At 62.9% G+C, this 13,305-nt stretch carries 11 protein-coding genes; 5 read left to right on the top strand and 6 right to left on the bottom strand.

Annotated features, from left to right (window positions below; all coding sequences use genetic code 11):
- Positions 1-5 precede the first annotated feature (5 nt).
- Genes rng through tldD form a run of 4 tightly spaced genes read left to right on the top strand, consistent with a single transcriptional unit; the run spans position 6 to position 7,640 of the window.
- The gene (gene rng / locus AAHM40_RS08150; protein ID WP_028628505.1) at positions 6-1,463 is read left to right on the top strand and encodes a ribonuclease G; all 1,458 of its coding nucleotides are present in this window, start codon (positions 6-8) and stop codon (positions 1,461-1,463) included.
- A gap of 8 nt (positions 1,464-1,471) precedes the next feature.
- Positions 1,472-5,290: a YhdP family protein gene (locus tag AAHM40_RS08145; RefSeq protein ID WP_446731545.1), complete on the top strand. Its 3,819-nt coding sequence runs from the start codon at positions 1,472-1,474 to the stop codon at positions 5,288-5,290.
- A 56-nt stretch (positions 5,291-5,346) separates the two neighbouring features.
- Positions 5,347-6,201: a carbon-nitrogen hydrolase family protein gene (locus AAHM40_RS08140; protein ID WP_342244180.1), complete on the top strand. Its 855-nt coding sequence runs from the start codon at positions 5,347-5,349 to the stop codon at positions 6,199-6,201.
- The gene (tldD, locus tag AAHM40_RS08135; protein WP_028628502.1) at positions 6,198-7,640 is read left to right on the top strand and encodes a metalloprotease TldD; all 1,443 of its coding nucleotides are present in this window, start codon (positions 6,198-6,200) and stop codon (positions 7,638-7,640) included. Before AAHM40_RS08140 ends, tldD begins: the two co-directional genes overlap by 4 nt.
- 18 nt (positions 7,641-7,658) lie before the next feature.
- Here the strand turns inward: tldD and yjgA are convergent, their stop codons facing one another.
- Positions 7,659-8,180: a ribosome biogenesis factor YjgA gene (yjgA, locus tag AAHM40_RS08130; protein WP_342244179.1), complete on the bottom strand. Its 522-nt coding sequence runs from the start codon at positions 8,178-8,180 to the stop codon at positions 7,659-7,661.
- Positions 8,181-8,324: 144 nt separating this feature from the next.
- On the opposite strand from yjgA, the gene pmbA reads away from it, so the two are divergent.
- Positions 8,325-9,671: a metalloprotease PmbA gene (gene pmbA, locus AAHM40_RS08125; protein WP_342244178.1), complete on the top strand. Its 1,347-nt coding sequence runs from the start codon at positions 8,325-8,327 to the stop codon at positions 9,669-9,671.
- A gap of 67 nt (positions 9,672-9,738) precedes the next feature.
- Here the strand turns inward: pmbA and AAHM40_RS08120 are convergent, their stop codons facing one another.
- From AAHM40_RS08120 to AAHM40_RS08100, 5 genes are all read right to left on the bottom strand, one after another.
- Entirely contained in the window at positions 9,739-10,011 is a 273-nt protein-coding gene (locus tag AAHM40_RS08120) for an HPr family phosphocarrier protein (RefSeq protein ID WP_342244177.1), read from the bottom strand.
- Positions 10,012-10,027: 16 nt separating this feature from the next.
- A complete protein-coding gene (gene rapZ, locus AAHM40_RS08115) occupies positions 10,028-10,885 on the bottom strand; it encodes an RNase adapter RapZ (RefSeq protein WP_342244176.1) in 858 nt (285 codons plus the stop codon).
- A gap of 9 nt (positions 10,886-10,894) precedes the next feature.
- A complete protein-coding gene (ptsN, locus tag AAHM40_RS08110; protein WP_028628497.1) occupies positions 10,895-11,359 on the bottom strand; it encodes a PTS IIA-like nitrogen regulatory protein PtsN in 465 nt (154 codons plus the stop codon).
- Positions 11,360-11,375: 16 nt separating this feature from the next.
- The gene (gene hpf / locus AAHM40_RS08105) at positions 11,376-11,684 is read right to left on the bottom strand and encodes a ribosome hibernation-promoting factor, HPF/YfiA family (protein WP_028628496.1); all 309 of its coding nucleotides are present in this window, start codon (positions 11,682-11,684) and stop codon (positions 11,376-11,378) included.
- An 84-nt stretch (positions 11,685-11,768) separates the two neighbouring features.
- Entirely contained in the window at positions 11,769-13,265 is a 1,497-nt protein-coding gene (locus AAHM40_RS08100; protein WP_342244175.1) for an RNA polymerase factor sigma-54, read from the bottom strand.
- Between the last annotated feature and the right edge of the window lie 40 nt (positions 13,266-13,305).

Raw genomic sequence — 13,305 nt, 5'->3', positions numbered from 1 at the left:
ACGGCATGAGCGAAGAGATTCTGATCAATATCACGCCGATGGAATCGCGCGTGGCGCTAGTGGAGAACGGTGTGCTGCAGGAGGTGCATGTAGAGCGCACCTTGCGTCGCGGCATCGTCGGCAACATTTACAAGGGCAAGGTGGTGCGGGTACTGCCGGGCATGCAGGCGGCCTTCGTCGACATCGGCCTGGATCGCGCGGCGTTCATTCATGCCTCGGAAATCAGCAACCGCGAAGGCAGTGCCGTGGAGAGCATCAGCGCACTGGTGCATGAGGGCCAGAGCCTGGTCGTGCAGGTCACGAAGGACCCGATAGGCAGCAAGGGCGCTCGCCTGACCACCCAGCTGTCGATACCCTCGCGTTACCTCGTGTACATGCCGCGTACCAGCCATGTGGGCATTTCCCTGAAGATCGAGGACGAGGCCGAGCGCGAGCGCCTCAAACAGGTGGTGGCCGACTGCATCGCCGCCGAAGGCATTGAGGAGGCCGGCGGCTTCATCCTGCGTACCGCCGCTGACGGCGCCCGCGCCGATGAAATCCTGGCGGACATCCGCTATCTGCGCCGCTTGTGGGAGCAGATTTCCTCGCAGATGCAGACCGCTTCGGCACCATCGGTCATCTACGAAGACCTCAGCCTTGCCTTGCGCACCCTACGTGACCTGGTCAACCCGCGCATCGAGAAGATTCGCATCGACTCGCGCGAGACCTTCCAGAAAGTGACCCAGTTCGTCGACGAGTTGATGCCTGAAGTTTCCGATCGACTGGAGCACTACCCCGGTGAGCGACCGATCTTCGACCTCTACGGCGTCGAGGATGAAATCCAGAAGGCCCTGGAACGTAAAGTGCTGCTGAAGTCGGGGGGTTACCTGATCATCGACCCTACCGAGGCGATGACCACGATCGATGTGAACACCGGTGCCTTCGTCGGCCATCGAACCCTCGAAGAGACCATCTTCAAGACCAATCTCGAAGCGGCCACCGCCATCGCCCGCCAGCTGCGCCTGCGCAACCTGGGCGGGATCATCATCATCGATTTCATCGACATGGAAGATGAAGAACACCAGCGCCAGGTGCTGCGTACCCTGGAAAAGCAGCTGGAACGCGACCACGCCAAGACCAACATCATCGGTATCACCGAACTCGGACTGGTACAGATGACCCGCAAGCGCACCCGCGAGAGCCTGATCCAGGTGCTCTGCGAGCCTTGCGCCAGCTGCCTGGGCCGTGGCCTGCTGAAGACCGCAGAAACCATCTGCTACGAAATCTTCCGCGAAATACTGCGCGAGGCCCGGGCCTATCAGGCGGAAGGCTACCTCGTGCTGGCGAACCAGAAAGTGGTGGATCGACTTCTGGATGAAGAATCGGGCAACGTCGCTGATCTGGAAGCCTTTATCGGGCGGCCGATCAAGTTCCAGGTGGAAACCATGTATTCCCAGGAACAGTACGACGTGGTCCTGCTTTGAGGCGCTGAGTGGAAGCCATAGCCCGCTGGTTGATGCGCATGCTGCGCTGGTCACTGGGGCTTTGCGCCCTGTTCCTGGTCCTGTCGGCGCTTTATGTCAGCCTGGGGCGCGAACTGGTGCCATTTGTGGCTGAGTACCGTGCCGAAGCAGAAGCCAAGGCCTCCGCCGCGCTGGGGCAGCCGCTTGAGATCGGCGGCCTGGAAGGGCGTTGGCACGGGCTGGCGCCGCTGCTGATTGCGCACGACGTCGTGTTGGGCAAGGGCAATGGCGTCCTGCGCGTGGATCAGATACGCGTGGTGCCTGACGTGCTTGGCAGTCTGATGGCGCGGCAGCCACGTATCGCCCGACTGGAGCTGGATGGCGTCCAGATCGGCCTGAGCCAGGACAAGGCTGGGAAATGGCATCTGGAAGGTTTTGCCACCAACTCGGACAAGCCGCTCCCTGGCCCCCGACAGGTCCGCGCCCTGCTGCAGCAGATTGGTCACGTATCCGTGCTGAACAGCCAGCTCACCCTGGAATCCGAAGGGCAGGCGTCCACGAGCTTCACCTATGTCAGCGCCACGCTGAAAGCCAGTGGTAGCCGCCAGCGCCTTGATGGCCGCTTCACGCTACCCGATGGGCAGCCGATGGCCCTGCGTCTGAGAACCCGCCTCAATTCCGACGCCTGGCTGCAGAATGATGCGGAACTTTATCTCAGCCTGCCGCAAACCGATTGGGCGCGCTGGCTGCCCGCCAGCCTGACTCGTGACTGGCGTCTTCAGCGGCTGCAGGCAGGTGGCGAAGTCTGGGGCGAATGGAGCAAGGGCGGTATGCGGCGTGCCGTCGCCAAGCTGCATGTGCCCGAAGTACGCGGCGCCTATGCCAAACGCAAGGCAGTCACCCTGAGCAACGTCGGGCTCAATGTCTATTTCACCCGGACCGATGAGGGGTTCCAGGTCCTGCTCGATTCCCTTGCGGCGAACATCGGGGAGACGCGCTGGGGCGAGGCCCATCTTCGTCTTGATCACAAGGCGGGTGAGCGCCCCGAGTGGGCGCTGAGCGCCGACCGCCTGGAGGTAGCGCCCTTGCTACCGGTAGTGGAGGCGCTGATCCCGCTGCCAGAAGCCACAGCCACCGCAGTGGCTGGCTTGAAGCCGCGGGGCGCCCTGCGCAACCTGAGTCTGCATTACCGCCCGCTACAGGAAGGCGCCAAGCGCCTGGACTTCAGCAGCAACCTCGACGATGTCGGCCTCAACGCCTATCGCGGCGCGCCCGCCGTCGAGAACGTCAGTGGCAGCCTGGTGGGGGATCTGTTCCAGGGCGAGCTGCGCCTGGATTCGAACGACTTCACCCTGCACCTCGACCACCTCTTTCCCAAGCCCTGGCACTATCGCGAAGCGAACGCCCGGTTGACCTGGAGCCTGGACGATACCGCCTTCACTCTTGTCAGCCCGTACATGCGCCTGGAGGGCGAAGAGGGGCGTATTGCCGGTGACATGCTGATTCGCTTGATGCGCGCGCCAGAGGCCGAGGACTACATGGACCTGCGTGTCGGCCTGCGCGAAGGCGATGCACGCTACACCGAGAAGTACCTGCCGACCCTTTCGCCGGGGCTCAGTCCGGCCCTGGCCAAGTGGCTCAAGGAGGCCATCAAGGGGGGCGCGGTGGATGAAGGTTTCTTCCAGTACCAGGGCTCACTGGCCCAAGGTGCCGATCCGGCGGCGCGTTCCCTCAGCCTGTTCTTCAAGGTGCGTGATGCCGAACTTGCGTACCAACCCGGCTGGCCGGAACTGCGCGAGGCCCGTGGTGACGTGTTCATCGAGGACTCCGGCGTGCGGATCAAGGTGCCGGATGGACGCATCCTCGACAGCCGGGTGAGCGACGCCGAGGCCGAAGTGCCCCACGTAGAGGCTGGCGAAGTGCCGCGTCTGCTATTGGACGCCCAACTGGACAGCAGCTTCACCGACGGACTGAAGATTCTTCAGGAAGCCCCGATGGGCACTGCGAATATCTTCGCTGGCTGGCAGGGGCAGGGCACTCTTGACGGCAGGCTGCAACTGGATATCCCGCTGGAGAAGGGCCATGTGCCCCACGTGGTGGTGGATCTCAGTACCGCCGACGCGCACCTGAAGATCGCTCGTCCCGATCTGTCGTTGACTCAGCTCAAGGGCGCATTCCGCTACGACACCCACAAAGGCCTCAGTGCCCAGGACATACGTGGCCAAGCCTTCGGACGCGAAGTCCGGGCCAAGGCCCAGGCCGAAGGCAGCAACGGTAACGCCCGTTCGCGCATCCTCGCCAACGGCAGCATCACCCTGAAAGATCTCACTGCCTGGCTCGGCGTGACCCAGCCGCTGCCGGCTTCGGGCACCTTGCCCTACAGCCTGAACCTGAGTCTGGACGGCAAGGATAGCCAACTGCGCATCGATTCCAGTCTCAAGGGCCTGGCGGTCGAGTTGCCGGCACCTTTTGGCAAGCTGGCCGACGAGACCCGGGATGCTACCTGGCTTATGACCTTGGACGGCGACGAGCGGCGCTACTGGCTGGACTATGCCGGGCTTGCCAGCCTGGCCCTGGCGGCGCCCGTGGGCAAGCTGGACGAAGCCCGGGGCGACCTGGTGCTGGGGGGCGGCACGGCGACTCCGCCGGGGGGCAAGGGCCTGCGCATCCGTGGCCGGGTGGACGAATTGGACACCGCGCCCTGGCTGGAGCTGGCCAAACGGTACGCCCCCCGTGACGGTGCCGATAAGGCCCGCATGCTGAGCAGCGCCAATCTGGAAATCGGCCGGTTCAAGGGCTTTGGCATGAGCTTGGAGAATCTCAAGGTCAATCTGGAGCGGTCTGCCGACGGCTGGAACCTGGGCCTGGACAGCGCCCTGATGCAGGGGAGCGTGGCGATGGCTGATGCCAAAGGCGCGCCCATTGATATCCATTTGAAGCAGATACGCCTGCCGAAGCCGCCGGAGAATGATGCGGAGGCGGATGCCAAGCCCGATCCGCTGGCGGGTGTCGATCCGCGCCAGGTGCCCGCGCTGGATGTGCGCATCGATCAGGTCGTCCTGGGAGACTCGCCTCTGGGAGGCTGGTCGTTCAAGGCTAGGCCTGACGCCAAGGGCGTGAATTTCAGCGAACTGAACCTTAACCTCAAGGGATTGAAAGTCACCGGGGCCGCAGGTTGGGAAGGCACGGCTGAGAGCAGCAGCTCCTGGTACAAGGGGCGGATGGAAGGCAAGAACCTGGCGGACGTGCTCAAGGCCTGGAACTTTGCGCCGTCAGCGACCAGCGAGCGCTTCCGCCTGGACGCCGATGGCCGCTGGCCGGGGTCGCCGGCCTGGGTCAGTCTCAAGCGTTACTCCGGTTCCCTGGATGCCAGCCTGCGCAATGGTCAGTTCGTCGAAGTGGAGGGTAGCGCCCAGGCGCTTCGGGTGTTCGGCTTGCTCAACTTCAACTCCATCGGTCGGCGCCTGCGCCTGGACTTCTCCGATCTACTGGGCAAAGGCCTGGCTTATGACCGGGTCAAAGGGTTGCTGGTGGGCAGCGACGGCCGTTTCGTCACCCGCGAGCCCATTACGCTCGAAGGCCCGTCCAGTGGACTGGAGCTGGACGGCACCATGGACCTGGCCGCTGATCGCATCGATGCCAAGTTGCTGGTGACGCTGCCGGTGACCAACAATTTGCCGTTGGCGGCGTTGATCGTCGGAGCACCGGCCATTGGCGGCGCACTCTTCGTGGTGGACAAGCTGCTGGGCGACAGGGTCGCGCGCTTCGCGAGTGTGCAATACAAGGTTGAAGGTTCCTGGAAGAGCCCCAAGATCACGTTCGAAAAGCCTTTTGAAAAACGTCGCTGAAGCGGGCTTTCGCAGCTTGGGTTAGCATGCATTTCATGCCTTGAGCGGAGATTCCGATGTCCCTTGCCGTGATTCAGATGGTCAGCCAGGACGATGTCCTGGCCAACCTCGCCAGCGCCCGCCGCCTGTTGGAGCAGGCTGCCGAGGGCGGTGCCCGCCTGGCGGTGTTGCCGGAGAACTTCGCCGCCATCGGCCGCCGGGATCTCGCCGACCTGGGGCGTGCCGAGGCGGAAGGCCGGGGACCGATCCTGCCCTGGCTGCGCCAGGCCACCCGCGATCTAAAGCTCTGGATAGTCGCTGGCACCCTGCCGCTACCGCCCGATGGCCGGCCTGCGGACAAGGCAAATGCTTGCTCCCTGCTGTTCGACGAGCATGGCGAACGGGCTGCGCGCTACGACAAGATCCATCTGTTCGATGTGGACGTCTCAGACACTCGCGGTCGCTACCGCGAATCGGACGATTACGCCCATGGCGCACAGGTAGTCGTGGCGGACACGCCGGTCGGTCGGCTTGGTCTGACCGTCTGCTACGACCTGCGCTTTCCCGAGTTGTATGGCGCATTGCGCGAAGCCGGCGCCGAGTTGATCAGCGCCCCCTCAGCCTTCACCGCCGTCACCGGAGCGGCCCACTGGCAAGTGCTGGTACGTGCTCGCGCAATCGAAACCCAGTGCTACTTGTTGGCGGCAGGGCAGGGCGGTATGCACCCCGGCCCACGCGAAACCTTCGGCCATTCGGCCATCGTCGACCCTTGGGGGCGGGTATTGGCCCAGCAGGCCCAGGGCGAAACCGTGTTGCTTGCCAATCGCGACGCGGACGAGCAGGTGGCCATCCGCCAGCGCATGCCGGTGAGCACCCACAGAAGATTCATGACGCCGGCCACTCCCGGGCCGGCGCGTACGGAGAAGTTATGAGCGACGTCTTGTTATCCGTCAGCGAGCATCTGCTGGCACCTGGTGACCTCAGTATCGAGCAGTTGCCGGAAATCCTCGGAGAGCTGGCCGGTCCAGGCATCGATGCTGCCGATCTGTATTTCCAGGGGCAGATTTCCGAGTCCTGGATGCTGGAGGACGGCATCGTCAAGGAAGGTAGCTTCCATCTCGATCAGGGTGTTGGCGTGCGTGCCCAGTCCGGCGAGAAGACTGGTTTCGCTTATAGCAATGCCATCACGGCGGATGCCTTGCGCCAGGCGGCGCGGGCCGCGCGCTCCATTTCCCGTGCTGGGCAGGAGGGCCGGGTGCAGGCCTTCGCCAGTCCGCAGATCACCCGGCTCTACGATTCCAGCAGCCCACTGGATGTGATCAGCCGCGCCGAAAAGGTGGAGCTGCTGAAAAAGGTCGACGCCGCCACCCGCGCCCTCGATCCACGCATCAAGCAAGTGACCGTCAGTATGGCCGGCGTCTGGGAGCGCATTCTGATTGCCGCCAGCGACGGTAGCCTGGGCGCCGATGTGCGCCCGCTGGTGCGTTTCAATGTCAGTGTGATCGTCGAGCAGAACGGCCGCCGCGAGCGCGGTGGCCACGGCGGCGGCGGACGTACCGACTACCGTTATTTCCTCCAGGAAGACCGCGCCATGGGCTATGCCCGCGAGGCGCTGCGCCAGGCCCTGGTCAATCTGGAAGCTGTTCCCGCACCGGCTGGTACCCTGCCGGTGGTGATGGGGGCTGGCTGGTCCGGTGTGCTGCTGCATGAGGCCGTGGGCCACGGTCTGGAAGGAGACTTCAACCGCAAGGGCAGCTCAGCCTACAGCGGCCGCATCGGCGAGAAGGTGGCTTCCAGTCTTTGCACCATTGTCGACGACGGTACCCTGGCCTATCGCCGTGGCTCCCTTAGCGTCGACGACGAGGGCACCCCGACCCAGTGCACCACGCTGATCGAAAACGGTGTGCTTAAGGGCTACATGCAGGACAAGCTGAACGCCCGCCTGATGAAGGTGGCGCGCACCGGAAACGGTCGCCGGGAGTCCTACGCGCACCTGCCGATGCCACGCATGACCAACACCTACATGCTGGCCGGCAAGAGCGATCCGCAGGAGATCATCGCCTCGGTGGAACGCGGCATCTACTGTGCCAACCTCGGAGGTGGCCAGGTGGACATCACCAGCGGCAAGTTCGTCTTCTCCACCAGCGAGGCGTACTTGATCGAGAACGGAAAGATCACCACGCCAGTGAAGGGCGCCACGCTGATCGGCAACGGTCCCGAGGCCATGAGCCGGGTCTCCATGGTCGGCAACGACCTGGCACTGGACAGCGGCGTGGGTACCTGCGGCAAGGATGGGCAGTCGGTGCCGGTTGGCGTGGGCCAGCCGACACTGAAGATCGATGCGATTACGGTAGGCGGGACAGGGGCCTGATGACGGCCCCCGGAAGGATCAACGCAAGCCGCGCTTGGCTTCGTCCAGGTCGCGGATGTATTTGAACACCTTGCGCGCGGCGGCCGGTGGTTTGTTGTGGGCCAATTCGTGCTGGGCATGACGGATCAGGCCACGAAGGTGCTGGCGGTCGGTGTCCGGGTAATCGGCGACGAAGCTTTCCAGGGCGGCATCGCCACCCTCGATCAGACGATCGCGCCAGCGCTCCAAGGCGTGGAAACGCTCGTTGTACTCGCGGGTGGAGCTGTCGAGCTGGTCGATCAGGCCGACAATGGCGTCGATGTCCTGCTCGCGCATGAGCTTGCCGATGTACTGGATGTGCCGTTTGCGAGCAACGTGTGCCTTGTGCTTCGGCGCTTCCGCCAGGGCCCGCTGCAGGGCGTCGGTCAGTGGCAGCTTGGCCAGCACGTCGGGCTTGAAAGTCGTCAGGCGCTCACCGAGCTCCTGCAGGGCGTGCAGCTCGCGCTTGACCTGGGTTTTGCTCTTCTCGCCGGAGAAGTCGTCGTCGAGGAATTCAGACATGGGGGTGGTCCAATGGGAAACGCCGCCATGATAACCAGTCGGGGCCGCCTTGTCCGGCCCGGCTGGCGCCGCCGGAGTGCGGTACGTGCGGCGAGGCGCCAGGTTGCGCCCGTCGTGTCGAGGAATTATTGAACTGGAGTGGCTATGAGTGAAGTAGAAGTGGTCGGCCCGGAAGCATTGCCGGAATTGCAGGCGCGGGTCGAGCGCATCCTCGCCGAGGCCCGGCGCCAGGGCGCCAGCGCTTGTGAGGTGGCTGTTTCAGTAGAGCAGGGATTGTCCACCACCGTTCGCCAGGGCGAGGTGGAAACAGTCGAGTTCAACCGTGATCAGGGCTTCGGAATCACCCTGTATGTTGGTCAGCGCAAGGGCTCTGCCAGTACGTCGGCGAGCGGCGACGATGCGATCCGTGAGACTGTAGCTGCGGCCCTGGCCATTGCCAAGCACGCATCCGAGGACGAATGCGCAGGCTTGGCCGACGCGGCACTGATGGCCCGCGACCTGCCGGAGCTCGATCTCTACCATCCGTGGTCAATAACCCCTGAACAGGCGGTGGAGCAGGCGCTGATCTGTGAGACGGCGGCATTCGAGACCGATAAGCGCGTCAGCAAGGCGGACGGCACTACCCTCAACACCCACCAGGGCTGCCGGGTTTACGGCAACAGTCATGGTTTCGTCGGCGGTTATGCCAGCACCCGTCACAGCTTGAGCTGCGTGATGATCGCCGAGAGCCAGGGGCAGATGCAGCGCGACTACTGGTATGACGTTAACCGTATCGGCAATCAGCTCGCCGACCCGGTCAGCATCGGACGCCGCGCGGCCGAGCGAACTGCGGCCCGTCTCGGTGCACGTCCGGTACCAACCTGCGAAGTGCCAGTGTTGTTCGCCGCTGAGCTGGCAACCGGCCTGTTCGGCAGCTTCCTTGGGGCAATTTCCGGAGGCAATCTCTACCGCAAGTCGTCCTTCCTCGAAGGTTCCCTTGGACAGCGCCTGTTTCCCGAGTGGCTGTCCATCGACGAGCGCCCGCACATCCCGCGCGCGATGGCCAGCGCGGCCTTCGACAACGACGGTCTGGCGACCTACGCGAAGCCCTTCGTCGAGAATGGCGAGCTGGTGTCGTACATCCTGGGCACCTATTCCGGGCGCAAGCTGGGCTTGCCCAGCACGGCCAACGCCGGCGGAGTGCACAACCTCTTCGTCAGTCACGGCCAGGAAGACCAGGCCGCGCTTCTGCGACGTATGGGGCGTGGCCTCCTTGTGACCGAGTTGATGGGGCAGGGGCTGAACATGGTGACCGGCGACTACTCCCGCGGCGCAGCTGGTTACTGGGTGGAAAATGGCGAGATCCAGTTCCCGGTGCAGGAAGTAACCATCGCGGGAAACCTGAAGGACATGTTCCGCCAGATAGTCGCCGTGGGCAGCGACCTGGAGCTGCGCGGCAACATCCGCACCGGCTCCGTACTGATCGAGCGGATGACGGTTGCGGGCAGCTGAAGGCTGCTTGGCCAGAGAATGAAAAACGCGCCCAATTGGGCGCGTTTTCACAAGCCAGTAGTGGCGGTCATTCGCCTTCGTCGAACTTGTTGTTTATCAGCTCGATCAGCGCGTTGAGGGCGTCGTCGTCCTGGTCGCCTTCGGTATGCAGGTGAATGGGGGTGCCTTTGCCTGCCGCCAGCATCATCACTGCCATGATGCTCTTGCCGTCCACCAGGCTTTCTGCGGAGCGGCCCACGCGAATCTGGCAAGGATAGCGACCGGCCACGCCGACGAACTTCGCCGCGGCTCGGGCATGCAGTCCGAGCTTGTTGATGATGGTGATCTCGCAGGCAGGCATCGCGTTTCCAATCCTTCTAGCTGAGGTCGCGGTGGCGAACCTGGACATTCTTCAAGCTGGGTTTCAGCGCGGTGCCCAGACGCTCGGCGACGTAGACCGAACGGTGGTGCCCACCGGTGCAGCCGATGGCGATAGTCACATAAGCGCGGTTACTGGCGGCGAAGCGCGGCAGCCATTTGCTCAGATAGCCGAGGATATCCTGATACATCTCTTCGACATCAGGTTGCCCCGCGAGGTACTCCGCGACCGCTGGTTCCAGTCCGGAATGGTCGCGTAGCTCAGGCTTCCAGTACGGGTTGGGAAGGCAGCGCACGTCGAACACCAGGTCGGCATCCACAGGCATGCCACGCTTGAATCCAAAAGACTCGATCAGAAAGGCGGTGCCTGGCTCCGGCTGGTTCAGCAATCGGAGCTTGATGCTGTCGCGCAGTTGGTAGAGGTTGAGGTGCGTGGTGTCGATCTTCAGATCGGCGAGATCGGCAATGGGGGCCAGAAGTACTTCTTCGTCCTGGATTGCTTCCGCCAAGGAACGGTTGTCGTTGGTCAGCGGATGGCGCCTGCGCGTTTCGGAAAAACGCTTGAGCAGGGTGGCGTGCTCGGCATCGAGGTAGAGCACGTCGCATTTTATGTGGCGGTTGCGGGCTTCGACGAGCAGCTCGGGAAAGCGCTGTAACTGGCTGGGAAGGTTGCGTGCGTCGATGGAGACGGCAACCTGGGGTTCCAGTAGTTCGGTGTGCAGCAGTGCCCGTTCCGCCAACTCGGGGAGCAGTCCGGCAGGTAAGTTGTCGATGCAGTAGAAACCGTGGTCCTCCAGTACATCGAGGGCGGTGCTCTTGCCCGACCCGGAGCGGCCGCTGACGATGATCAGGCGCATGGAAAAACCCTAGCGTTCGCTCTGCACGTCCACCACCACCTGGTAGAGGCTGGTGCTGTCGGGCGCCTGGCGCAAGCGCTCACGCACATCGCTGCGGTCGAGCATGCTGGCAATCTGGCGGAGCAGTTCAAGGTGCTCATCGGTAGCGGCTTCCGGGACCAGCAGGACCAGCAGCAGGTCAACCGGGGCGCCGTCGATAGCGTCGAAATCGACTGGAGCGTCGAGCCGGAGCACCGCGCTGATGGGCGAGGTGCAGCCGGTGAGGCGACAGTGGGGAATGGCGATGCCGTTGCCGAAACCGGTGGAACCTAGTTTCTCCCGGGCTACCAGGCTTTCGAAAATATCCTGGTTGTCGAGGTCGGGGAGATCACGGGAAACCAGCTTGGCTATCTGTTCCAGTACACGCTTTTTGCTGCCGCCCGGCACGTTCACCAGGGAACGGCCGGGGGTCAGGATTTGCTCGAGTCGAATCATAGGAAGGGGAAGAGTGTCAGCGGGCCGTAGCGCCCTGCTGGCGATTCAACTGCTTTTCCTTGTGTTTGATCAGTTGGCGGTCAAGTTTATCGGTGAGCAGGTCGATGGCGGCGTACATGTCTTCATGTTCCGCATTGGCCACGACCTCCCCGCCGGCGATGTGCAAGGTGGCTTCGATCTTTTGCTTCAGTTTCTCGACCTCCATGATGACTTGCACATTGGTGATCTTGTCGAAGTGGCGCTCGAGCCGGCCAAGTTTCTCGCCGACATAATCGCGCAGGGCGTCGGTCACATCCAGTTGATGTCCACTGATGTTGACTTGCATACCGCTTTCTCCTTATTGCCCGTGTATAAGAGACAGGCTAACGGGCCTGCCACCGGAACACTTTGGCGTGGGTCAATTTCCGCGTCACATCAGTCGCTTCCGCTCGCTGGAAGGTGCTATCCCAAGGGATTCGCGATACTTGGCTACTGTGCGACGGGCCACTTGAATGCCCTGTGCCTCCAGTAAACCAGCGATCTTGCTGTCGCTCAACGGCTTTTTCGGATTTTCCGCTGCGACCAGTTTCTTGATGATGGCGCGGATCGCGGTAGACGAGCATTCGCCGCCTTCCGAGGTACTGACGTGGCTGGAGAAGAAGTACTTCAGCTCGTAGATTCCGCGGGGAGTGTGCATGTATTTCTGGGTAGTTACGCGCGAGATGGTGGACTCGTGCATGCCCACGGCTTCGGCGATGTCGTGCAGGACCAGGGGCTTCATCGCCTCATCGCCGTACTCCAGGAAGCCGCGCTGGTGCTCGACGATCTGTGTGGCGACCTTCATCAGGGTTTCGTTGCGACTCTGCAGGCTCTTGATGAACCAGCGCGCTTCCTGAAGCTGGTTGCGCATGAAGGTGTTGTCGGCGCTGGAGTCGGCGCGGCGAACGAAGCCGGCGTACTGCGGGTTGACCCGCAGGCGCGGCACGGCTTCCTGGTTCAGCTCCACCAACCAGCGTTCGTTGTGCTTGCGAACGATGACATCCGGTACCACGTACTCGGGTTCGCTGGCTTCGATTTGCGAACCGGGCCGCGGATTCAGGCATTGGATCAGTTCGATGATCTGGCGAAGTTCATCTTCCTTGACCTTCATGCGTCGCATCAGCTGGCTGTAATCGCGGCTGCCGAGCAGGTCGAGGAGATCGCTGACCAGGCGCTGGGCTTCAGCCAGCCAGGGGGTGCTGGGAGGTAACTGACGCAACTGCAGGATCAGGCATTCACGCAGGTCGCGGGCGCCGACGCCGGCGGGCTCGAACTGCTGGATGCGGTGGAGAACGACTTCGACTTCATCCAGTTCGATGCCAAGTTCAGGGTCGAATGCCTCGACGACCTCGGCCAGTGACTCTTCGAGGTAACCATCGTTGTTGATGCAGTCGATCAGGGTGACCGCGATCAAGCGGTCGGTATCGGACATGGGCGCCAGGTTGAGCTGCCAGAGCAGATGGCTCTGCAGACTCTCGCCAACCGAGGTGCGCGAGGTGAAATCCCACTCGTCGTCGTCATTGCTCGGCAGGCTGCTGGCACTGGTCTGGTAGACGTCTTCCCACGCGGTGTCGACCGGGAGTTCGCTGGGGATGCGTTCGTGCCATTCGCCGTCTTCCATGGCTTCGGAATTGGTCTCGACGCTGGACTCTTTAAAGCTGGTCTCCTGATTGCCGGAGTTGGGCAACTGGTCGCCTTCGGCCATCGGGTCGGAGGTGTCGAAATCGTCGCCATCCTCCTGCCGTTCGAGCATCGGGTTTGACTCCAGCGCTTCCTGGATCTCCTGCTGGAGATCCAGGGTGGAGAGTTGAAGTAGGCGGATGGCCTGTTGCAGCTGCGGGGTCATCGTCAGCTGCTGGCCCATCTTTAGGACTAGCGATGGTTTCATGGCAGAGGGCTTAGCACCTTATTCGCCGGCGCTTGCGCGC

Source organism: Pseudomonas sp. OTU5201 (genome assembly GCF_038440135.1).
In the GTDB taxonomy this organism is placed as follows: domain Bacteria; phylum Pseudomonadota; class Gammaproteobacteria; order Pseudomonadales; family Pseudomonadaceae; genus Metapseudomonas; species Metapseudomonas resinovorans.
Note: the sequence above shows the minus strand (reverse complement) of the source record. Positions and strands in the feature narration are given on the sequence as shown.

Bases quoted from the DNA above. Each gene is read 5' to 3' on its own strand.
- AAHM40_RS08140 (WP_342244180.1), top strand. From the start codon at position 5,347: ATGTCCCTTGCCGTGATTCAGATGGTCAGCCAGGACGATGTCCTGGCC.
- AAHM40_RS08100 (WP_342244175.1), bottom strand. From the start codon at position 13,265: ATGAAACCATCGCTAGTCCTAAAGATGGGCCAGCAGCTGACGATGACC.
- AAHM40_RS08120 (WP_342244177.1), bottom strand. From the start codon at position 10,011: ATGCCTGCCTGCGAGATCACCATCATCAACAAGCTCGGACTGCATGCC.
- ptsN (WP_028628497.1), bottom strand. From the start codon at position 11,359: ATGATTCGACTCGAGCAAATCCTGACCCCCGGCCGTTCCCTGGTGAAC.
- rng (WP_028628505.1), top strand. From the start codon at position 6: ATGAGCGAAGAGATTCTGATCAATATCACGCCGATGGAATCGCGCGTG.
- tldD (WP_028628502.1), top strand. From the start codon at position 6,198: ATGAGCGACGTCTTGTTATCCGTCAGCGAGCATCTGCTGGCACCTGGT.
- yjgA (WP_342244179.1), bottom strand. From the start codon at position 8,180: ATGTCTGAATTCCTCGACGACGACTTCTCCGGCGAGAAGAGCAAAACC.
- rapZ (WP_342244176.1), bottom strand. From the start codon at position 10,885: ATGCGCCTGATCATCGTCAGCGGCCGCTCCGGGTCGGGCAAGAGCACC.
- hpf (WP_028628496.1), bottom strand. From the start codon at position 11,684: ATGCAAGTCAACATCAGTGGACATCAACTGGATGTGACCGACGCCCTG.
- pmbA (WP_342244178.1), top strand. From the start codon at position 8,325: ATGAGTGAAGTAGAAGTGGTCGGCCCGGAAGCATTGCCGGAATTGCAG.